General features: G+C 42.2%; 23 protein-coding genes. All 23 read left to right on the top strand.

The features are described 5' to 3' along the window. Window positions 1–15 precede the first annotated feature (15 nt). The 23 genes from A5877_RS01945 (at window position 16) to A5877_RS01835 (ending at window position 20076) form a co-directional block, all read left to right on the top strand. On the top strand, window positions 16–927 hold the full coding sequence (locus A5877_RS01945; RefSeq protein WP_005235347.1) for a PTS system mannose/fructose/sorbose family transporter subunit IID: 912 nt from the start codon (window positions 16–18) through the stop codon (window positions 925–927). 116 nt (window positions 928–1043) lie between these two features. Next, complete coding sequence (locus tag A5877_RS01940) at window positions 1044–1409, top strand: DUF956 family protein (RefSeq protein ID WP_005235348.1); 366 nt, start codon at window positions 1044–1046, stop codon at window positions 1407–1409. A gap of 74 nt (window positions 1410–1483) precedes the next feature. Beyond that, complete coding sequence (locus tag A5877_RS01935; protein WP_005225767.1) at window positions 1484–1723, top strand: GlsB/YeaQ/YmgE family stress response membrane protein; 240 nt, start codon at window positions 1484–1486, stop codon at window positions 1721–1723. Window positions 1724–1937: 214 nt separating this feature from the next. After that, on the top strand, window positions 1938–3002 hold the full coding sequence (locus tag A5877_RS01930) for a Xaa-Pro peptidase family protein (RefSeq protein ID WP_086316230.1): 1065 nt from the start codon (window positions 1938–1940) through the stop codon (window positions 3000–3002). 209 nt (window positions 3003–3211) lie between these two features. Continuing rightward, a complete protein-coding gene (locus tag A5877_RS01925) occupies window positions 3212–3637 on the top strand; it encodes an Asp23/Gls24 family envelope stress response protein (RefSeq protein WP_005225770.1) in 426 nt (141 codons plus the stop codon). Then, the gene (gene nusB / locus A5877_RS01920) at window positions 3630–4094 is read left to right on the top strand and encodes a transcription antitermination factor NusB (protein ID WP_005235350.1); all 465 of its coding nucleotides are present in this window, start codon (window positions 3630–3632) and stop codon (window positions 4092–4094) included. Before A5877_RS01925 ends, nusB begins: the two co-directional genes overlap by 8 nt. Window positions 4095–4387: 293 nt before the next feature. Continuing rightward, entirely contained in the window at window positions 4388–5239 is an 852-nt protein-coding gene (locus tag A5877_RS01915) for a bifunctional methylenetetrahydrofolate dehydrogenase/methenyltetrahydrofolate cyclohydrolase (RefSeq protein ID WP_005235351.1), read from the top strand. Further along, complete coding sequence (gene xseA, locus A5877_RS01910; protein ID WP_005235354.1) at window positions 5240–6592, top strand: exodeoxyribonuclease VII large subunit; 1353 nt, start codon at window positions 5240–5242, stop codon at window positions 6590–6592. It begins immediately after the preceding gene. After that, window positions 6573–6794: an exodeoxyribonuclease VII small subunit gene (locus A5877_RS01905; RefSeq protein WP_005235356.1), complete on the top strand. Its 222-nt coding sequence runs from the start codon at window positions 6573–6575 to the stop codon at window positions 6792–6794. The genes xseA and A5877_RS01905 overlap by 20 nt, the downstream gene beginning before the upstream one ends. Further along, window positions 6791–7687: a polyprenyl synthetase family protein gene (locus A5877_RS01900; RefSeq protein ID WP_005235358.1), complete on the top strand. Its 897-nt coding sequence runs from the start codon at window positions 6791–6793 to the stop codon at window positions 7685–7687. The genes A5877_RS01905 and A5877_RS01900 overlap by 4 nt, the downstream gene beginning before the upstream one ends. Beyond that, a complete protein-coding gene (locus A5877_RS01895) occupies window positions 7684–8505 on the top strand; it encodes a TlyA family RNA methyltransferase (protein WP_086316229.1) in 822 nt (273 codons plus the stop codon). Before A5877_RS01900 ends, A5877_RS01895 begins: the two co-directional genes overlap by 4 nt. 97 nt (window positions 8506–8602) lie before the next feature. Continuing rightward, complete coding sequence (gene argR / locus A5877_RS01890) at window positions 8603–9052, top strand: arginine repressor (protein ID WP_005235362.1); 450 nt, start codon at window positions 8603–8605, stop codon at window positions 9050–9052. Between the two features lie 15 nt (window positions 9053–9067). After that, on the top strand, window positions 9068–10741 hold the full coding sequence (gene recN, locus A5877_RS01885) for a DNA repair protein RecN (protein ID WP_005235363.1): 1674 nt from the start codon (window positions 9068–9070) through the stop codon (window positions 10739–10741). A 96-nt stretch (window positions 10742–10837) separates the two neighbouring features. Then, on the top strand, window positions 10838–11569 hold the full coding sequence (locus tag A5877_RS01880) for an alpha/beta hydrolase (protein WP_008378480.1): 732 nt from the start codon (window positions 10838–10840) through the stop codon (window positions 11567–11569). Window positions 11570–12215: 646 nt separating this feature from the next. After that, window positions 12216–13070, top strand: coding sequence for a phosphate ABC transporter substrate-binding protein PstS (locus A5877_RS01875; protein ID WP_008378479.1), 855 nt, complete (start codon window positions 12216–12218; stop codon window positions 13068–13070). Between the two features lie 97 nt (window positions 13071–13167). Further along, complete coding sequence (pstC, locus tag A5877_RS01870; protein ID WP_005235375.1) at window positions 13168–14088, top strand: phosphate ABC transporter permease subunit PstC; 921 nt, start codon at window positions 13168–13170, stop codon at window positions 14086–14088. Then, a complete protein-coding gene (pstA, locus tag A5877_RS01865; protein WP_008378478.1) occupies window positions 14088–14972 on the top strand; it encodes a phosphate ABC transporter permease PstA in 885 nt (294 codons plus the stop codon). The genes pstC and pstA overlap by 1 nt, the downstream gene beginning before the upstream one ends. Window positions 14973–14985: 13 nt before the next feature. After that, window positions 14986–15792, top strand: a complete 807-nt coding sequence (gene pstB, locus A5877_RS01860) for a phosphate ABC transporter ATP-binding protein PstB (protein WP_005225783.1) — start codon at window positions 14986–14988, stop codon at window positions 15790–15792. A gap of 31 nt (window positions 15793–15823) precedes the next feature. Next, window positions 15824–16582: a phosphate ABC transporter ATP-binding protein PstB gene (gene pstB / locus A5877_RS01855; protein WP_005235379.1), complete on the top strand. Its 759-nt coding sequence runs from the start codon at window positions 15824–15826 to the stop codon at window positions 16580–16582. Between the two features lie 11 nt (window positions 16583–16593). Next, window positions 16594–17271 (top strand): phosphate signaling complex protein PhoU, encoded by a 678-nt coding sequence (gene phoU, locus A5877_RS01850; RefSeq protein ID WP_008378477.1) that lies wholly within the window; start codon window positions 16594–16596, stop codon window positions 17269–17271. A 525-nt stretch (window positions 17272–17796) separates the two neighbouring features. After that, window positions 17797–19359 (top strand): daptomycin-sensing surface protein LiaX, encoded by a 1563-nt coding sequence (gene liaX / locus A5877_RS01845; RefSeq protein WP_016612240.1) that lies wholly within the window; start codon window positions 17797–17799, stop codon window positions 19357–19359. 49 nt (window positions 19360–19408) lie between these two features. After that, a complete protein-coding gene (locus tag A5877_RS01840; protein WP_005235384.1) occupies window positions 19409–19717 on the top strand; it encodes a PspC domain-containing protein in 309 nt (102 codons plus the stop codon). Then, window positions 19717–20076, top strand: a complete 360-nt coding sequence (locus A5877_RS01835; RefSeq protein ID WP_005225788.1) for a phage holin family protein — start codon at window positions 19717–19719, stop codon at window positions 20074–20076. Before A5877_RS01840 ends, A5877_RS01835 begins: the two co-directional genes overlap by 1 nt. Window positions 20077–20110: the final 34 nt, after the last annotated feature.

Raw genomic sequence — 20110 nt, 5'->3', positions numbered from 1 at the left:
AAGGAGGAGAAAAAAATGGCAGAAAAAATTCAATTAAATAAAAAAGATCGTTTAGCCGTAGCATGGCGCTCTACCTTCATTCAAGGTTCATGGAACTATGAACGTATGCAAAATGGTGGTTGGGCATTCTCAATGATTCCAGCAATCAAAAAATTATACAAAACAAAAGAAGACCGTGCCGCTGCTTTGAAGCGTCACTTAGAATTCTTTAATACTCACCCATATATCGCATCACCAATCTTAGGTGTAACTTTAGCGTTAGAAGAAGAACGTGCCAATGGCGCGCCTGTCGATGACGTAGCGATCCAAGGGGTAAAAGTTGGGATGATGGGTCCTTTAGCCGGTGTCGGTGACCCTGTGTTCTGGTTTACTGTACGTCCGATGTTAGGTGCATTAGGTGCTTCTCTTGCTTTAGGCGGAAACATCTTAGGCCCAATCATCTTCTTCGTTGCTTGGAACATCATCCGTTGGGCATTTATGTGGTACACACAAGAATTCGGCTACCGTGCTGGTTCTAAAATCACAGATGACCTTTCAGGTGGTTTGCTACAAGATGTAACAAAAGGTGCTTCTATTTTAGGGATGTTCGTATTAGGGTCACTTGTTCAACGTTGGGTATCGATTTCCTTTGCACCAGTTGTCTCAAGCGTACCGCTTGATGAAGGTGCTTATGTCGACTGGGCGAACTTGCCTTCTGGTTCAGCTGGTTTGCAACAAGCCTTCCAACAAGTAGCTGAAGGCCGTGCATTGACTGATACAAAAGTAACAACATTGCAAAACAACTTGGATCAATTGATTCCTGGTTTAGCTGCACTATTGCTTACTTTATTATGTATGTGGTTATTGAAGAAAAAAGTTTCTCCAATCGTCATTATTATCGGTCTATTCTTAGTCGGTATCGGTGGACACTTGATCGGATTGTTATAATCTTTTCAATGATAGGTGCTTGGGGAGACCCAAGCATCTTTTTATTTATTCGCCAAACATGCCGCAAACACGTATAATAGGTAACGATAAGACGATATAGAATGGAGTAAGCGCAAATGGTACAATCCCTTAATACAAAAGTTGATTTGACGATCGATGCTACGTCTTTTTTAGGTATCAATGAATACGGCAAAATAATGATCGGCGATAATGCCTTTGAGTTTTATAATGATCGTGACAAACGCAAGTTTATTCAAATTCCTTGGGAAGATGTCGACTATGTGATCGCTTCGGTCTTGTTCAAAGGACGCTGGATCCCACGGTATGCGATTCGGACCAAAAAGAATGGGACATATACCTTCTCATCAAAAGAACCAAAAAAAGTTCTGCGGGCAATTCGCGAATACGTTGACCCAGATCATATGGTCCATTCTCTTGGATTTTTCGATATCTTGAAACGGGCAATTACCCGTAGAAAATAACAAGAGAGCATATGTTTTTCCAATTGATTCTCAATATGTTACCCTTTTTATAAGAAAGTTTAGGAGGGGTTATTATGCACTTTTTATGGACATTGATCGTGGGAGCGGTCATCGGTTCAATCGGTGGCGCCATCGCAGGAGAAAAACGCGGTTGCATTTTTGATATCGTGGCAGGACTTGTGGGCGCATCAATCGGACAAGGCTTATTCGGCACTTGGGGACCGCAAGTGGCAGGAATGGCAATCGTGCCAGCAATCATTGGGGCAGTCATTTTCGTGGCTGTCGTATCATTCTTTTTGGGACGTAAAAGATAATTATCAAAGAAGCAATCCGTTGATTGGGTTGCTTTTTTTGTGGATTAAAGTTATCTAGAAAAGAACAACGAGAGAGCCAACTAGAGTCTTTTTAAAACACCATTCTTTAGGTTCGTATTGTTTGATTTTTTAGAAAACTTTTCGCTTACTTTCCGCTTTTTCTGGAAGTTTGTTATAATACTATCGTATAGAACAAGAAAGTAGGGAACGATACATGTTAAGAGTTGAAAAATTACGTGAAGCAATGAGAAAAGATTCGATTGATGGGTTCTTGATCACCAGCCCATACAATTTGCGTTACTTGACAAACTTTACTGGTACAACTGGTTTAGCAGTCATTACGTTGGACAAAGCTTTTTTTGTAACTGATTTCCGATATACAGAGCAAGCAGCTGCCCAAGCCCAAGGATTTGAGATCGTAAAAAGTAGTGGACCGATTTTTGAAGAAGTTGCAACTATCTGCCAAAAGGAAGAAATCAATGTCTTAGCATTTGAAGAAAGTTTCGTCAGCTTTGCTGAATACTCCGTCTTAGAAGACTTGATTGAGGAATCCTCATTAGCTCCTGTATCTGGTATGATCGAGGCATTGCGGGAAGTCAAAGATGAGGAAGAGATCGCATTGATCCAACAAGCCTGCCATATCGCCGATCAAGGGTTCGAACATATTTTGAAAATGATCCGCCCAGGGATGACCGAAATCGAAGTGGCGAATCAGTTAGATTTCTTTATGCGTTCATTAGGTGCCACAAGCGTATCTTTTGAAACGATTGTGGCCAGTGGTCTTCGTTCAGCAATGCCCCATGGGGTTGCCAGTGAAAAAGTGATTGAACAAGGCGATCTGATCACGTTAGACTTTGGCTGTTACTATCAAGGCTATGTGTCTGATATGACCAGAACTTTTGCTGTGGGGGATCCTGGCGATAAATTGAAAGAAATCTATCAAATCGTGCTAGAAGCACAAGAAAAAGTCTTGGCAGCAGCAAAACCTGGAATGACCGGAATTGAGCTAGATGCGATCGCCCGGGATCACATAGCTTCCTTTGGCTACGGGGATGCTTTTGGTCATTCAACAGGCCATGGGATTGGTTTAGAAATACACGAAGGACCAAATGTCTCCTTCCGTGCTGATAAAGCATTTGTTGTCGGAAACGTCATTACAGATGAACCAGGCATCTATCTTCCAGGAATTGGCGGCGTTCGTATCGAGGATGATCTTTTGATCACTGAAACTGGTAATAAAGTGTTGACACATTCACCGAAAGAATTGATCATTCTCTGATTCATCGACCTTGTTTTTCAGAAAATTCATTGAGAATAGTGGGTTATTATAGATTCTCAGTGCAGAAAATGATAAACTTAGAGCGAGAAGAAACACTGTGCCATGGATGTTATTGATTGAATCAAGCGCTGGCTTGCTTCAAACGGAAAAAACGAGCGATTTTTTTACAAACAATACGGTACAGCTGTTTAGAATGGAGGCAAAAACGTATGAATGAAGATAAAAACCTTGTATTAAATGCAAGTCCTGAATTAGGCGAAATCGTCATCGCGCCAGAAGTGATCGAGATCATTATTGGGATCGCTGCTTCTAAAGTGGAAGGTGTCTATGGGATGCGAGGAACACTGGCAAACAGTGTCACTGAATTACTAGGCCGCGCAGCTCATGGCAAAGGAGTCTACTTAACGATCGATGAAACAGGGATCAAAGTGGATATCTACTGCTATATCACTTATGGGATGTCAGTGCCTAAAGTGGCAATGGAGATCCAAGAACGGGTCAAACAGCAAGTCTTATTTATGACAGATGTGCAACTGGCTGAAGTAAATGTTCATGTTGTGGCAGTCGTGCCAGAAAAAGTAGATTTACCAGACATCGAAGAATTATTTGGAAACGACGAGGAAGAAAATGAGTAAAGAATTATCACGGCATGAAATACGGAAAATGGCGTTACAAGCTTTATTTCCACTAGACTTTAACAAAGATTTAACGAAACAAGATGCCATCATGCATGCCATCGAGTTGGAACACCATGAATTGATTGATGAAGAACAAGAGCATTTTGTCCCTGTTTATTTAGATCAATTAGTGGCAGGTGTCTGTCATTACAAAGAAGCCTTGGATGAAGTCATTCAAAGTCATCTAAAAGCCGGTTGGAAAATCCAGCGTTTATCAAAAATGGACGTGACGATTTTACGAATCGCTTTGTATGAAATGATCTATGTGGATAATGTGCCGAATCGTGTGGCTTTGAATGAAGCGATCGAATTAGCGAAAACCTTTAGTGACGATCAGTCAAGAAAGTTTGTCAACGGTATTTTATCGACAGTCAATCAAGAGCTAGAAACAAAAAACAACCAAGTAAGTGAGTAGTTTTCAGCCTTAACACTATCGAACAAAAGAAAACAGCCTTTATTCGATCGAGGCAGAAACCGAACGATTTATGAGCAACCGCCTTGTTTTGACGGTCCTGCTTGATCGTTCGGTTTTTTTGCATACACTTTGTCGGTTTGACCTCGTTTTTTCCGAAAAAAGGGAGCCTTAGACGGTGTTTTTCTTTTCAGAAAATGCTATGATAGAAAACATGAAGAAGCAGATCGACAAACGATTGGTGCGTTTCTTTTTACAAAATAAGTCAGTATAATCAGGTTGGAGGAGTTGTCAGAATGGGTACATTGATCAATGGAAAAGAATTGGCTGAAAAAATGCAAGCGGCGTTTCTTTCAGAGACAGCAACACTAAAAGAGCAGGGTGTGACACCGGGATTAGTTGTTTTACTTGTTGGAGAAGACAAAGCAAGCCAGACTTATGTGAAAAATAAAGAACTAGCTGCGGCGAAAATCGGCATCAATTCCCGTGTTGCCCGCTATCCTGAATCCATTACTGAGGCAGAATTATTAGCAGAAATCGAACAGTTCAATAACGATGATGCCTTTCACGGCATTTTGGTTCAACTTCCTTTGCCAAAACATATCAATGAAGAAAAAGTGCTGTTAGCCATCAAACCGGAAAAAGATGTCGACGGTTTTCATCCAATCAATTTAGGAAAATTATTTGCCGGTGTACCTGACCGAATTCCTTGTACCCCTTATGGCATCATGAAAATGTTTGCTGCGTATGGGATCGAATTGGAAGGGAAAAATGCTTTAGTTATCGGCCGCAGCAACATTGTCGGAAAACCGATGGCGCACTTGCTCTTAGGGGCAAATGCCACCGTGACTATTGCTCATTCAAAAACCAAAAATCTGCCTGAGTTAGCGAAGCAAGCGGACATTTTAGTCGTGGCGATCGGCCGCGGTCATTTTGTCACAAAAGACTTCGTAAAAGAAGGGGCCGTGGTGATCGATGTAGGAATGAATCGGGATGCCAATGGCAAGTTGATCGGCGATGTGAAATTTGATGAAGTCGAACCGATCGCTAGCTATATCACCCCGGTACCTAGAGGTGTAGGACCAATGACGATCACGATGTTGATGGCCCAAACGATCGAGGCAGCAAAGGAGACAATGAAAAACTAAATGGCGCAAGAATATTTAACGGTGACCGCATTAACAAAATATATCAAGCGTAAGTTTGACGTCGATCCGTATTTAGAGCGGGTTTATTTGACGGGGGAGATCTCTAATTTTCGTCGTCGCCCCAATCACCAATACTTTAGTTTAAAGGATGATGGTGCAAAAATTTCGACCGTCATGTTCAAGGGCGCTTTTGACAAGCTGCGCTTTCAACCAGAAGAGGGCATGAAAGTCATGGCGGTTGGACGTATCACCTTGTATGAGGCAAGCGGAAATTACCAGATGGTGATCGATCACATGGAACCAGACGGTGTCGGTGCCCTTTATCAAGCCTATGAACAATTAAAGCAGAAATTGGCAGCGGAAGGATTATTTTCTGCACCGAAGCAGTCGTTGCCGAAATACCCGAAACGCATCGCAGTCTTGACCAGTCCTAGTGGGGCGGTGATCAGAGATATCATCACGACGACCCAGCGGCGTTATCCCATTGCTCAGATCGTTTTGTATCCAACCGTGGTACAAGGCAACAAAGCCGCGGATGATGTGGTGAAAAATATCCAACGAGTCGAAGCCGATGGTACCTTTGATACTATGATCATCGGACGTGGGGGTGGGTCGATTGAGGACCTCTGGCCTTTCAATGAAGAACGAGTGGCAAGAGCCATTTTTGACGCAAAAACCCCCGTTATTTCTTCAGTGGGGCATGAAACTGATACGACAATTGCCGATTTAGTGGCGGATGTGCGGGCGGCAACTCCGACCGCAGCTGCCGAATTAGCAGTGCCCGTCCTATCAGAAGAGATTTTGCGGATCGAAGAAAGACAAGCCCGATTAGAGCAAGCTTTTATGCACCAGATCCAGTACAAACAAGAACGCTATCAGCGAGTGATTGGATCATATGTTTTTCGACAACCAGAGCGCTTGTATGAGGCACAGTCCATCAAACTCGATCAGTTGCAGCAGCGGATGCAGCAAGGTCTGCAAACCTTGCTTTATGACAAGGATCGCCATGCACAGCAATTGATTTCACGTTTAGCACAACAACAACCAAAAGCGCGATTGCAAGCTAGTAACCAAGAGGTCAGTTATCTTTCCCAACGCTTAATGAAAGCTATGAAAGATATTTATGCAGCAAAAGAAAATCAATTTGCAAATGCAGTCCAATCTCTTGATTTGCTAAGCCCACTGAAAATCATGGGTCGGGGCTACAGCTATACCACGAAAAATGAGCAGGTGATCAAATCGATTGATACGATCGAGCCAGAAGACCAGCTGACGATCCATTACCAAGATGGCCAAGCACTTGTCGAAGTTATTAGTACAGAAGGAGTTAATCATGGCAAATCCAACATTTGAAGAATCATTACAAGAATTAGAACAAATTGTAACCCGTTTGGAACAAGGGGATGTTCCCTTAGAAGAGGCACTAGATGCTTTTCAAAAAGGGATGGTTTTGAGTAAGCAATGCAAGGACACTTTGAGTAAAGCAGAAAAGTCCTTAACAAAAATGATGACAGAATCTAACGAAGAAGTGCCTTTTGAAGAGGAAAACCAATGAGTGCTTTAACAGAATTCACAAAAGAACACGCCCCATTGATTGAAGAAGTCATGGAGCGCTTTGTCAAAGAACACACCTCTGATCAACGATTGTTTAAAAGCATGCAGTATTCGATCCAAGCTGGCGGCAAACGTATTCGCCCGCTTTTATTGGCAGCAACAGTCGCCGCTTTTCACAAACCCGTCAATACCGCGGTGTACCAGTGTGCGGCAGCCCTAGAAATGGTGCATACGTATTCGCTGATCCATGATGATCTTCCAGCAATGGACAACGATGATCTGCGTCGAGGCAAACCTACCAACCATAAGGTTTTTGGTGAAGCTTTAGCGATTTTAGCTGGAGATGGTCTTTTGACGGCTGCATTTCAATTAGTCGCTATGGCGGAGATCGAAGCCAATCAAAAAGTCTTGCTGCTGCAGCAATTGAGTAAAGCGGCGGGAACACAAGGCATGGTCGCCGGCCAAGCAGCTGATATTCAAGGAGAAAACCAAGCCCTTAGTCTTGAGGAACTGATGTCCATTCATGAACGGAAAACTGGAGAATTGATCCGCTTTGCGGTGATTGCTGGAGGTGTCTTAGCCGACCAGACGGAAGAAGTTCTGCATGAATTGGATCGCTTTGCCCAGCATATTGGGTTAGCCTTTCAAATTCGCGACGATCTGCTGGATGCCACTAGTACGACCGAAGAGCTAGGCAAAGTTGTCCGTCGAGATGACGAATTGGCGAAAAGTACCTATCCTGCTTTACTTGGCTTAGCAGGCGCGCAGCAAGCCTTGACAGAAGAATTAGGCAAGGCCAAAGAAATTCTGGCGCAATTAAGTCAATACGGTCAATTTACGCCGGATGTTTTGTTGGCATTTGTGGAACGATTTGAGATTCGAGGGAACGCATGAAGAAAGAACGAGTAGATGTTTTAGCTGTCCAGCAAGGCCTGTTTGAGACCCGCGAGCAAGCCAAACGGGGAGTGATGGCTGGATTGGTGTACAAAGAAAAAAATAATGAGCGCCTAGATAAGCCGGGAGAAAAAATTGCCGCAGATACACTGCTGCAGATCAAAGGCAAAAAGCTGCCTTATGTTTCTCGTGGTGGTCTCAAGTTAGAAAAAACACTCAAAGTCTTTGATTTTGACGTAACCGATAAAATCATGTTAGACATCGGCGCATCCACCGGTGGTTTTACTGATGCGGCATTGCAAAATGGTGCCAAAAAAAGCTATGCATTGGATGTCGGTTACAATCAGTTAGCCTGGAAGCTGCGGCAAGATGAGCGAGTGATCGTAATGGAGCGGGTCAACTTCCGTTATGCAAAACCAACTGATTTTTTAGACGGTCTTCCAGATGCCGCTACGATCGATGTTTCTTTTATTTCACTTAAACTGATTTTACCCCCGCTGTATGATATTTTGGTAGCGGATGGCGAAGTGATGGCGCTGATTAAACCGCAATTTGAAGCGGGCAAAGAAGCAGTCGGGAAAAATGGGATCGTTCGTGATCCCAAAACCCATGAACGAGTTTTGGAGGAAGTACTAGCATTTGCTAAGAAAACAAACTTCGATGTCTTAAACCTAAGTTTTTCACCAATCACTGGTGGCGAAGGGAATATCGAGTTTATCGTACATTTAAAGAAAAGCCTGCAAGAAGGTACCGCAGCAGGGATCGATATCCCGAAAGTTGTTGCATCAGCACATGAGACCTTTCATCAACCAAAATAAAGAATGGAAGAGAGTGGACATTTTACTTGTCGGCTCTCTTTCTTTCTTGCGCAAAATAGGATAAAATTAGTAGGAATTCATTCAGGAGGAACAAGAGATGAGAAAAAAAGAACGGCATCGCTTGATTACACGATTGTTAAGTGAACAAGATATTCAGAAACAAGAAGATTTTGTCGAGTTGTTAAAAGATCGCGGCGTCTCAGTCACACAAGCAACCATATCAAGAGATATCAAGGAATTGAAGTTAGTGAAAGTTCCTTCCCAAAAAGGTGGCTATCGCTACAGTATCCCGCAAGAGACAACGGAAGACGTGAGTGGTAAACTAGATAAAATCCTAAAAACGGCTTTTGTTTCTGTCGATCGAATGGACAAATTTGTGATCCTGCGCACACTGCCCGGCAATGCCTCGGCTTTGGCGAATTTAATCGATAAACGTTATGCCAAGGAATTATTTGGCACGTTAAACGATGATGACAACGTCTTGATGATCACTAGAACAGAAGCAGATACCGAGAACCTATTCAGGGATTTCCAACGTTACGTTTAGAAGAGGAGGCAAGGGATGCTTTTAGAATTGTCGATCCAAAATTTTGCGATTATTTCCAACTTGCACTTATCTTTCCATGAGGGAATGACGGCACTGACAGGTGAGACAGGTGCCGGGAAATCAATTATTATCGATGCGATGGGTTTGCTAGCAGGCGGTAGAGGTTCCAGCGACTATTTGCGTCAAGGAGCAGAGAAATGCCGTTTAGAAGGGATCTTCGAATGGCCGAATCAGCAGGAGTTCAAAGACTTGACCGCAGATTTAGGTATTGATGAAGAAGAAGTTTTGATCGTACAACGAGATATCTCTCAATCGGGGAAAAATATTTGTCGTGTCAATGGTCGAACCGTTACCTTGTCGGTTTTGCGTCAAATCGGTTTATTCTTGGTCGATATCCAAGGACAAAATGAGCATCAAGAGCTGCTGCAGCCAGAAAAACATTTGACCTTGATGGATGGGTTTGGGGATGATAGCTTTAAAGCGGAGCTTGCGGATTACCGTCAAGCCTATCAAAGCTATCGCTCTTTAGAAAAACACGTCAGGACCATTCAAGAAAATGAACAGCTATATGTCCAGCGAATGGACATGTTGCGTTTTCAACAAGAAGAAATCGCCCAAGCAGAATTGATGGAAAATGAAGAAGAACTGCTGATCGATGAACGAGAAAAACTGACCAATTATCAAAAAATCGTGGATGCTCTAGGGCAAAGCTATGGTGCCTTATCTGCCGAAGAAGTCAATAGCCTAGATGGGGTCAGTGTAGCTTTATCCGAGATCCAGTCAATCGCCCATCTTGATCCGGCATACGAAAAAATCAGTGAAGTGATCCAAAGTGCGTATTACTTGTTGCAAGATGCAGCTACTGATATTTCGCGGCAAGTCGACAATCTTGAATTAGATGAAGGCCGACTGGAAGAAGTCATTTCGCGGCTGGAAACGATTCGTCAATTGAAGCGCAAATACGGGGAGTCGATTCCTGTGATTCTTGCTTACTATGATGAGATCAGTAAAGAAATCAGCGAGTCTGCCTATACAGAAGGTCAGTTGGAGCAATTAGAAGAAGAGCTTGCCCAAAAAGCTGAAGCAGTTTGGCAGCTGGCGGAAGCCTTGCACGTCAAACGACGTGAACTGGCTCATCGTTTAGAAAAAGAAATCGTTCAAGAGTTAAAAGAGCTGTATATGGAGCACGCACAATTTGAAGTACGGTTTGCACCTGGCTCAAAACAATTGAGTAGCAGCGGATTTGACACCGTAGAATTTTATTTGACCACAAATCCTGGTGAAGGCATGAAGCCGTTGGTGCGGGTTGCTTCTGGGGGAGAACTTTCACGGATCTTACTGGCCCTCAAATCAATTTTCTCTCGGAAACAAGGAATCACCAGTATTGTTTTTGACGAAGTTGATACTGGGGTCAGTGGCCGAGTAGCCCAAGCAATTGCTGAAAAAATCGCCAAGATCGCAGCCAATTCGCAAGTTTTGTGTATCACTCACTTGCCGCAAGTAGCTGCTGTAGCGGATAATCAATATTTTATTGAAAAAGCAATTCAAGAAGGACGGACAGAAACCCACGTCCGTAAACTATCTAAAGAAGAACGGGTGGCAGAGATCGCCCGTATGCTCTCAGGTGCAGAAATCACCGATTTAACGATCGAACATGCACGAGAACTATTGGCACTTGCACACCGATAAAAATTGGGAAACATTCGTAGAAAGATTCAGGAGATGATGGACCAGCAAGTTTCGTCTGCCATCCTTTCCTGATCTTCTTTTTTGCAGGAGGATATGATGAGAAAAAGAACAAAAGTTTTGATTGGTGTATTGGTCACCGTTGTTATTTTAACTATTGCCGGTTGGATCGGTTGGCAACAACTACACTACCCAGCAGTTGATGCTGCAGTCACAGCTGCGAAAGAGGCAGAAGATGAGGGGAATGTCCTTTATTTTGCTGGAGATGAAGAAAAGCCATTGGTCATTTTCTATCCCGGCGCCCTTGTCGATGCGGAAAGCTATAGTGTATGGGCAGCAGGTTTAGCGGAAAAAGGCTATCCTGTCGCGATCGTTAAAATGCCCTTTAACATGGCTGTTTTATCAGGCAATCGTGCAGAAGAGGTCTTGAAAGAAATTCCCCATAACTCCTATGTCATTGGTGGTCATTCATTAGGTGGGGTAATGGCGAGCCGTTTTGCAGCGAATCAATTGGCTGCAAACGACAAGGATTTAAAAGGGGTCTTTTTCTTCGCAAGCTATCCCGATGAAAAAGGGTCTTTGGCTGATCAGTCGATTTCTGTGCTATCGTTGACAGGGAGTCAAGATCAGGTGGTCAATCAAGAAAATTGGCAAGCTGCCCGCAGCTTCCTTCCAGAATCTACCACGTTCCAAACGATCGAAGGCGGCAATCATGCTGGCTTTGGTACCTATGGGTTACAAAAAGGAGAAGCCGCCGCTGATTTATCAAATGAAGCACAGCAAAAAGCCATCGTTGAGCAGATGGCTGCGTGGCTAAGTGAATTAGAGTAAAAAAAGACGGCAGAAGATGCATAGAAATGCTTCTTTCTGCCGTTTCGATTCAACAGACATTTTGGGGAAATGTTGATGAAATCGTGAAAACGCTGAACATAACAACATATTGTACTTGATTGGGGAAGCAAGATTAATAATTATGTTCTTTTAAAATACGTTTCCTCTCACAGTATAGCATAGCATACCTTCTGGATGCACGTAATTTAATTAAGAAATTCTGTCATTTTTTTTACGAAACAGTTATTTTGAAAAAGAAAAAAAGCGTTTTAAATAAACGAACGGACGCTGTTCCAGAAAAAAAAGCAAATAATAATTTTCATTAAATTCAACTAATGGTAAAATGAAAATAATTGATTTTTAAGATCAATGACTTACGAAAGTACCTGTCTCTTATACACATCTAGATGTGTATAAGAGACAGGCATAGCATACCTTCTGGATGCACGTAATTTAATTAAGAAATTCTGTCATTTTTTTTACGAAACAGTTATTTTGAAAAAGAAAAAAAGCGTTTTAAATAAACGAACGGACGCTGTTCCAGAAAAAAAAGCAAATAATAATTTTCATTAAATTCAACTAATGGTAAAATGAAAATAATTGATTTTTAAGATCAATGACTTACGAAAGTACAAGGAGCGTTATGATGAAAAAATTTAAACTTCTAAGTCCTATTATCGGATTGGTTATTTTACTCTCAGGATGTGCAAGCTGGGCAGATAGAGGAGAATCGATCACCGCAGTCGGTTCCTCTGCTTTGCAGCCGCTAGTAGAAACAGTTGCAGAAGAATTTCAAAACTCAAATCCAGGACGGTTCATCAATGTCCAAGGAGGCGGAAGCGGAACCGGACTAAGTCAAGTCCAAGCCGGTGCAGTCGATATCGGAAATTCTGATTTGTTTGCGGAAGAAAAGCCAGGAATCGATGCTGATGCCCTTGTTGATCATCGGGTGGCAACGGTGGGAATCACACCAATCGTTAACAAAGGAGTTGGTATCACAGACATTTCCACAGAAGATCTAAAAAATATCTTCTTAGGAAAGATCACCAATTGGAGCGAAGTCGGTGGAAATGATCTGCCGATCGTTTTATTGAACCGGGCGACAGGTAGTGGTACGAGAAGCACGTTTGAAAAATGGATCATGGATGGCGAAACCGCTATTCCTTCTCAAGAGCAAGATTCTAGTGGGATGGTACGCTCGATCGTTTCTGATACACCAGGGGCTATTAGCTACGTTGCATTTTCTTATGTGACTGATGAAGTCAATGTCCTTTCAATTGATGGCGTTGAACCTACGATTGAAAATGTGACGACGAATGATTGGAAAGTTTGGGCGTATGAGCATATGTATACAAAAGGAGAACCAACCGGATTAACTGCTGAGTTTTTAGAATATATGCTTTCTGACGAAGTCCAAGAGCATATCGTTGGGGATCTAGGCTATATTCCAATTTCCATCATGCAGGTGGAAAGAGACTGGGAAGGCAACATTGTTGAATAATCTTTACACAAAATTTACACAAGCTTTAACAGAAATTGATGTTGAACCGATAAACTAATGGTTATGAGTTTAGTTTGATTTTTGAGGAGGAACCCTCGTGGAAAATGTAAAAGAAGTGTTAACAAAAAAATCTAAGCGCGCAAGAATGGAACAAAGAGGAAAACTAATCAGTTTTCTTTGTATCGCGTTGATTGTTTTGGTTGTGATCTCCATTTTTTATTTCGTTGCTAGCCGAGGATTAGCGACATTCTTTGTAGACAAAGTCAATGTGTTTGACTTTTTGTTTGGTACCCAATGGAATCCGAGTGCTGTGGGACCTGATGGACAACCGTTAGTTGGTGCCTTGCCGATGATTCTAGGATCGTTCTTCGTAACGTTCTTATCAGCGATCGTGGCAACACCTTTTGCCATCGGTGCAGCCGTCTTTATGGTAGAAATCTCACCTCGTAATGGAGAGAAGATCTTGCAGCCGGTCATCGAACTTTTAGTCGGTATCCCTTCAGTTGTTTATGGTTTCATCGGTTTGTCTGTCGTTGTACCAGCAGTCCGCTCCGTTTTTGGCGGTACTGGTTTTGGGATCTTGGCAGGGACGTTTGTCCTGTTTATCATGATCTTACCGACAGTGACTACGATGACTGTCGACGCTTTGCGGGCAGTTCCACGGCATTATCGTGAAGCTTCGTTAGCTTTAGGTGCGACTCGCTGGCAAACGATTTACAAAGTTGTTTTACGAGCAGCTGTTCCTGGTATTTTAACAGCGGTTGTTTTTGGAATGGCGCGGGCGTTTGGTGAAGCATTGGCGATTCAAATGGTTATTGGTAATGCGGCATTGATGCCAACTAGCTTAGTGACACCAGCTTCAACATTGACTTCTATCCTAACGATGGGTATCGGAAATACGATCATGGGGACAGTCCAAAATAATGTTTTATGGTCATTAGCCTTGATCTTGTTATTGATGTCCTTACTATTTAACATTGTTATTCGCTTTATTGGGAAGAAAGGAGCCTTGAAATAATGAATGCAAAACGTTCAGATAAAATTGCTACCGGCGTCTTGTATGCCGTTGCTGGAATCATTGTTTTGATTTTGGCTTCCTTATTACTGTACATTTTGGTTCGGGGGGTTCCTCACATTAGCTGGGAATTTCTGACCTCTTCTTCAAAAGCGTATCAAGAAGGCGGCGGGATCGGCATCCAATTGTTCAATTCCCTTTATTTGCTTTTAGTAACAATGATCATTAGCTTCCCGATTTCTTTAGGAGCGGGGATCTACTTATCAGAGTATGCAAAGAAAAACTGGTTGACGGATATCATTCGGACATCGATCGAGATCTTGAGCTCACTGCCTTCAGTGGTTGTCGGTCTCTTTGGTTTCTTAGTCTTTGTTATTCAGTTTGGTTATGGCTTTTCAATTATTTCTGGTGCCTTGGCATTGACCTTCTTCAATTTGCCACTATTGACGAGAAATGTAGAAGAATCACTTCAAGCAATTCATTACACGCAACGTGAAGCAGGCTTGTCTCTTGGTTTGTCACGTTGGGAAACGGTCACACGCATCATTGTTCCAGAAGCAACACCAGGGATTTTGACTGGGGTCATTCTAAGTTCTGGTCGGATTTTTGGTGAAGCAGCAGCGCTGATCTATACTGCAGGACAAAGTGCACCGGCCCTTGATTTTACAAACTGGAATCCATTGAGTGTTTCCAGCCCGATCGGTCTTTTCCGACAAGCGGAGACGCTGGCAGTCCATATTTGGAAAATCAATACAGAGGGCACGATGCCTGATGGCGCACAAGTTTCAGCTGGAGCTTCGGCAGTATTGATCATTGCCGTCTTGCTATTTAACTTTGGCGCCCGTGCAGCTGGCAAACGGTTGTACAAGAAAATGACGTCAGCATAAGGAGAATGACAGTATGAACGATTACAATTGGGATGATCGAAATATCATTACCTTCGATAAACCAGAAGATGTGGCGCTTTATACCACTGACTTGCATGTATGGTATGGATCAAATGAAGCCATCAAAGGCATTGATCTACAATTTGAAAAGAATAAAATCACCGCATTGATCGGTCCCTCTGGTTGCGGAAAATCAACGTATCTGCGTTCCTTGAATCGAATGAATGACGGAATCGCAAATACGAGAGTCACAGGAAACATAATGTACAAAGGGGTCGACGTGAACACAAAAGAAGTCGATGTCTTCGAAATGCGTAAGCGGATCGGCATGGTTTTCCAACGACCAAACCCTTTCAGTAAATCGATCTATGACAACATCGCCTTTGCTTTGCGACGTCATGGAGAAAGAAACAAAAAGAAATTGGATGAAGCAGTCGAAACCAGCTTGAAACAAGCCGCACTTTGGGATCAAGTAAAGGACAGCTTAGACAAAAGTGCTTTGGCATTGTCCGGTGGACAGCAGCAACGTCTGTGTATCGCTCGAGCAATTGCGATGAAACCAGATATTTTGCTTCTAGATGAACCAGCTAGTGCCCTTGACCCCATCTCAACCGGGACAGTGGAAGAAACTCTTATCAACTTGAAAAACGACTATTCAATCATCATCGTGACCCACAACATGCAGCAAGCTGCTCGGATCAGCGATTATACCGCCTTTTTCTACTTAGGAAATGCGATCGAGTACGATGAGACCCGTAAGATATTTACTCGTCCAAAAATTAAAGCAACAGAAGATTACGTATCCGGTCATTTTGGCTGAGCCGATTCGATCAGTAAACGGAGGCAAAACAATGGCAGAAGAAATTATTACATCGAAAGATCTGCATTTATACTACGGAAAAAAAGAAGCATTAAAAGGAATCGACCTTTCCATCAAAAAAGGCGAGATCACTGCGATGATCGGTCCTTCAGGTTGTGGGAAATCGACCTACTTGCGTTCTCTTAATCGAATGAATGATTTGATCCCTGGTGTGACAATTACAGGAAGTGTTGTCTATAAAGGGAAAGACATTTATAGTCCGAAGCAAGACATCGTTGATTTGCGTAAAGAAATCGGGATGGTTTTTCAGCAACCGAATCCATTTCCCTTTTCAATTTACGAAAATGTGATTTATGGGTTAAAATTAAAAGGAGTCACGGACAAGGCGATTCTTGATAAGACGGTAGAGGAAAGCTTGAAAGCAGCGTCTGTCTGGGAAGATGTCAAAGATAAGCTTCACCAAAGTGCGCTATCTTTATCCGGTGGACAACAGCAGCGGGTATGCATCGCTCGGGTATTGGCTGTCGATCCAGAAATCATTTTGCTGGATGAACCAACCAGTGCGTTAGACCCAATTTCATCTGGGAAAATCGAGAATACCCTTTTGGCACTGAAAGAACGCTATACCATGATCATCGTGACTCACAACATGTCACAAGCTTCAAGAATCTCAGATAAAACCGCGTTCTTTTTGGACGGCAACTTGATCGAGTTTAATGACACGAAAAAAGTGTTCCTAAGTCCAAGCAAAAAAGAAACAGAAGATTATATCTCAGGAAGATTTGGTTAGGAGGAAAAGGGATGTTGCGTACACAGTTTGAAGAAGAATTATTAAATCTACACAATCAATTTTATGAGATGGGGATGCTAGTCAGCAGCGCGATCCACAAATCCGTACGAGCATATGTCAGACATGATAAAGCAATTGCTCAAGAAGTGATTGAAAATGATTTGGCGATCAACAATATGGAAGTTCGTTTGGAGAAAAAGAGCTTTGAAATGATTGCTTTGCAACAACCAGTAACCACCGATCTACGAATGATCATTACTGTAATGAAAGCCAGCTCTGACTTGGAACGAATGGGAGACCATGCAGTATCGATCGCGAAGTCAACGATTCGGGTCAAAGGTGAAACACGGATCGCCGAAATCGAAAAAGAAATTTCTGATATGTCGGATTATGTGAAGAAAATGGTCGATAATGTTTTAGTTGCCTATGTAAAAACTGACCAAGAAGATGCCCGTATGATCGCCCAAATGGATGATCGGGTCAATGAGTATTACAAAGACATCTATTACAAAACGATCGAGAGTATGAAAGAAAATCCGGAAACCGTTGTTAGTGGAACCGATTATTTATCTGTTGCACAGTACTTAGAACGTATCGGTGACTACGTAACGAATATTTGTGAATGGATCGTGTATCTTGCTACTGGAAAAATCAGTGAATTGAATACAAACCGTACGGAAATGATTTAAGAAACCAGCTTAGGTTCTTGATCACTTATCTCTTTTAAAAGAGATGGGACAGACCGCCGAAAGAAGTTGACCTTTAAGGAGTAACTTCTCTCGGCGGTCTTTTTGATTTGGAAGAATCACTGAAATAGATGACGTGAACAAGATAGACAAATTATAAAATGGCTTCCCTAAAGATGGACAATGGAAATCGATTCTATCGTAACCGAATTTTTCAAGTTGAACCTTCTGCTCTTTTCATCCCCGACCCGCAGTGAAATGAACAATAGATCATTTACTCTAGCAGGCCTATTCCTCAAGGCTGCTATTAGCTGAAACTTTTGTTTCCAATGGTTTTTCGTGGTACTGTTAAGATAAGGAAGATCGTTTTGTGCCTAAAGTAATGAAGAAAAGTGCCGGTTCTGCTTGCCAATCTGCAGATTGAGAAAAACTTGGTACTTAAGACCTATGACACTTTTGCAAAAACAAGGCATAATAGGTTCGTAAGCTAAACTTGCAATCACACATTTGCTGAAGGAGGCAATTTCCATGAACGAAAGAGAACGTATATTGGATCTAGTAAAAAAAGGTGTGCTTTCTACAGAAGAAGCCTTAGATTTACTAGAAGGTATGGCAAAAGCCAAAGACGAAAAACAAATTAACAAAGCTGCTGCTGAGGTAACCGCGGATAAGAATGCGACAAGCCCATTTGATGATACTGAAAATGACGATGAGATGTTCACGTTTGACGGCGAAGAAAAACTTCGTCAAAACGAAGCGCAAGACAAAGAAAATCTTGAAAAGATTCTTGATGGCTTAGCAACGGAAGCCAACCAAGCATCTGCTGAGTTGGACGAAATCAATGCTGAAATTCTTGGCGTCAAAGAAGAATTAAAAGAAGCGCAAGAAACTCTGATGCAATTGAATACCAAAGAAGAATTGGATCAATTGTCAGAAGAGGAATTGGCAACACGTCATGAAACAGAAGCGACCATTACTGGCTTAGAAGAAACTTTAGATGGCTTAACCGAAGAAAAAGCAGAATTGGAAGCAAAACTAAAAAATATTCGCAAAGACCAATGGTCTCAAACGAAAGAGAAAATCTCTCAAAAATTAGATATTCCAGAAGATTGGAAAGAGCAAGCGACCGATACTATCAATCAAGTAAGTGAAAAAATGGTCGATGCCAGCACCCACTTCGGACACTTCTTGAAGAAAACGGTTCGAGCAGTAACGGATTCTGTTAACGACAACATGGAATGGAAAGATATCAACTTGAAAGTTCCCGGTGTTGCAGCGACGAAATTTGAACACACATTCAGCTATGACGAAACGGCAGCGACATTGATCGATGTGAAGTTAGCCAACGGCAATGTTTCCTTCCAATTATGGGATGAACCAGGTGTCAAAGTAGATGCCAAAATCAAACTATATGGTAAAATGGATGCGGCGGAGCCTTTCGATGCTTTTGAAGCAAGAAGCCAAATCAATGTTGATGATGAACGCATCTCCTTCCAAATTCCAAACAAACGCATTCGTGCCGATCTGGTTTTCTATTTACCAAAACGTACCTATGATCATGTGGCAGTAAAACTATTGAACGGAAATGTTACATTCAATGAATTGGATGCAAAAGATGTTTATACAAAATCAACAAATGGCAATATCGATTTCCGCAAAGTAAACGCATCGATGTTAGAGATTGAAGGCGTGAATGGAACGATCACTGTTCAAGAGGGTGAGATTTTAGATGCCATCATCGAAACAGTGAATGGCGACGTGACGTTGACAGCCACACCACAAAACACCGGTATTTCTTTAGTAAACGGCAATATCCGTGTGACCTACAAAGAAGAAACGGTCCAAAAATTAAACGCCAGCTCTGTAAATGGCAATGTTAAAGTAGCATTACCTGCAGGGATCGGTTTTGAAGGGATCGCCAAAACAAGTTTAGGTAGCATTAACAATCGCTTAAGTGAGATGGAAGTTGTACGGGAGAAAAAAGAACGCCTAAACCAACTATTGCAATTCCGTCGGGTTGCCGATAAAGTCGCACAAATCGATCTATCCACAACAACAGGAAATGTCTTTATCAAAGATACAGATAAATAAGAATAGTTGAGTATACACTCATTAAAGAAAAGAAGGAAGGTGTAGATAAATGAACAAAAAATTAACAAAATCAGCCAATAACGTCGTCATTACAGGGACTCTAGGGGGTCTGGCAGAATACTTGCGAATCGATCCAACTATCGTTCGCGTGATCTATGTCTTTCTATCTTTAGTGACTGCTGGGTTCCCTGGAATCACTTTATATATCATCATGGCGGTCTTGATTCCTTCAGGACGCAAGAGCACCTCAGGATATGGTCATGACAATCGATATTACAAACAAAACAAATACAATGAAGCAAATCGTCCCCGTAAAGAAGCGGAAAAGGTAGAGGATGAGGACTGGAGTGACTTCTAGTGTCTTATTTTCAACGGCTTATCATGAATACACTGACGTTTGTCACATTGGCGGTTCTATTACCAAATATGATCCACGTTCAAAGCATTATGACTGCAGTGATCGCCAGTTTTGTACTGTCGATCCTGAATGCTTTGATTAAACCAATTCTGATCGTCATTTCATTTCCATTGACTTTACTGACGCTTGGGTTTTTCACCTTTGTGATCAATGCGCTCATGTTGAATTTGACTTCGTATTTTGTTGGGTCAGCCAACTTCGGCTTTTCCTCGTTTGGGGCTGCTTTATTAGTGGCACTGATCATGTCAGTGATCAATATGATCGTGACCGAACACCATATCGAAAAATATTCACGTTAAAAAGACGTTTCACGTTTTCTCCTACTAGCTACGA

This window comes from Enterococcus sp. 3C7_DIV0644, from assembly GCF_002141235.1.
Lineage (GTDB): Bacteria > Bacillota > Bacilli > Lactobacillales > Enterococcaceae > Enterococcus_D > Enterococcus_D entomosocium.
This window is presented reverse-complemented; position numbering and strand designations above follow the sequence as displayed.

What these genes read in the sequence shown, in the direction of transcription:
- A5877_RS01945 (WP_005235347.1), top strand. Translation starts at nt 16, where the DNA reads ATGGCAGAAAAAATTCAATTAAATAAAAAAGATCGTTTAGCCGTAGCA.
- A5877_RS01940 (WP_005235348.1), top strand. Translation starts at nt 1,044, where the DNA reads ATGGTACAATCCCTTAATACAAAAGTTGATTTGACGATCGATGCTACG.
- A5877_RS01935 (WP_005225767.1), top strand. Translation starts at nt 1,484, where the DNA reads ATGCACTTTTTATGGACATTGATCGTGGGAGCGGTCATCGGTTCAATC.
- A5877_RS01930 (WP_086316230.1), top strand. Translation starts at nt 1,938, where the DNA reads ATGTTAAGAGTTGAAAAATTACGTGAAGCAATGAGAAAAGATTCGATT.
- A5877_RS01925 (WP_005225770.1), top strand. Translation starts at nt 3,212, where the DNA reads ATGAATGAAGATAAAAACCTTGTATTAAATGCAAGTCCTGAATTAGGC.
- nusB (WP_005235350.1), top strand. Translation starts at nt 3,630, where the DNA reads ATGAGTAAAGAATTATCACGGCATGAAATACGGAAAATGGCGTTACAA.
- A5877_RS01915 (WP_005235351.1), top strand. Translation starts at nt 4,388, where the DNA reads ATGGGTACATTGATCAATGGAAAAGAATTGGCTGAAAAAATGCAAGCG.
- xseA (WP_005235354.1), top strand. Translation starts at nt 5,240, where the DNA reads ATGGCGCAAGAATATTTAACGGTGACCGCATTAACAAAATATATCAAG.
- A5877_RS01905 (WP_005235356.1), top strand. Translation starts at nt 6,573, where the DNA reads ATGGCAAATCCAACATTTGAAGAATCATTACAAGAATTAGAACAAATT.
- A5877_RS01900 (WP_005235358.1), top strand. Translation starts at nt 6,791, where the DNA reads ATGAGTGCTTTAACAGAATTCACAAAAGAACACGCCCCATTGATTGAA.
- A5877_RS01895 (WP_086316229.1), top strand. Translation starts at nt 7,684, where the DNA reads ATGAAGAAAGAACGAGTAGATGTTTTAGCTGTCCAGCAAGGCCTGTTT.
- argR (WP_005235362.1), top strand. Translation starts at nt 8,603, where the DNA reads ATGAGAAAAAAAGAACGGCATCGCTTGATTACACGATTGTTAAGTGAA.
- recN (WP_005235363.1), top strand. Translation starts at nt 9,068, where the DNA reads ATGCTTTTAGAATTGTCGATCCAAAATTTTGCGATTATTTCCAACTTG.
- A5877_RS01880 (WP_008378480.1), top strand. Translation starts at nt 10,838, where the DNA reads ATGAGAAAAAGAACAAAAGTTTTGATTGGTGTATTGGTCACCGTTGTT.
- A5877_RS01875 (WP_008378479.1), top strand. Translation starts at nt 12,216, where the DNA reads ATGAAAAAATTTAAACTTCTAAGTCCTATTATCGGATTGGTTATTTTA.
- pstA (WP_008378478.1), top strand. Translation starts at nt 14,088, where the DNA reads ATGAATGCAAAACGTTCAGATAAAATTGCTACCGGCGTCTTGTATGCC.
- pstB (WP_005225783.1), top strand. Translation starts at nt 14,986, where the DNA reads ATGAACGATTACAATTGGGATGATCGAAATATCATTACCTTCGATAAA.
- pstB (WP_005235379.1), top strand. Translation starts at nt 15,824, where the DNA reads ATGGCAGAAGAAATTATTACATCGAAAGATCTGCATTTATACTACGGA.
- phoU (WP_008378477.1), top strand. Translation starts at nt 16,594, where the DNA reads ATGTTGCGTACACAGTTTGAAGAAGAATTATTAAATCTACACAATCAA.
- liaX (WP_016612240.1), top strand. Translation starts at nt 17,797, where the DNA reads ATGAACGAAAGAGAACGTATATTGGATCTAGTAAAAAAAGGTGTGCTT.
- A5877_RS01840 (WP_005235384.1), top strand. Translation starts at nt 19,409, where the DNA reads ATGAACAAAAAATTAACAAAATCAGCCAATAACGTCGTCATTACAGGG.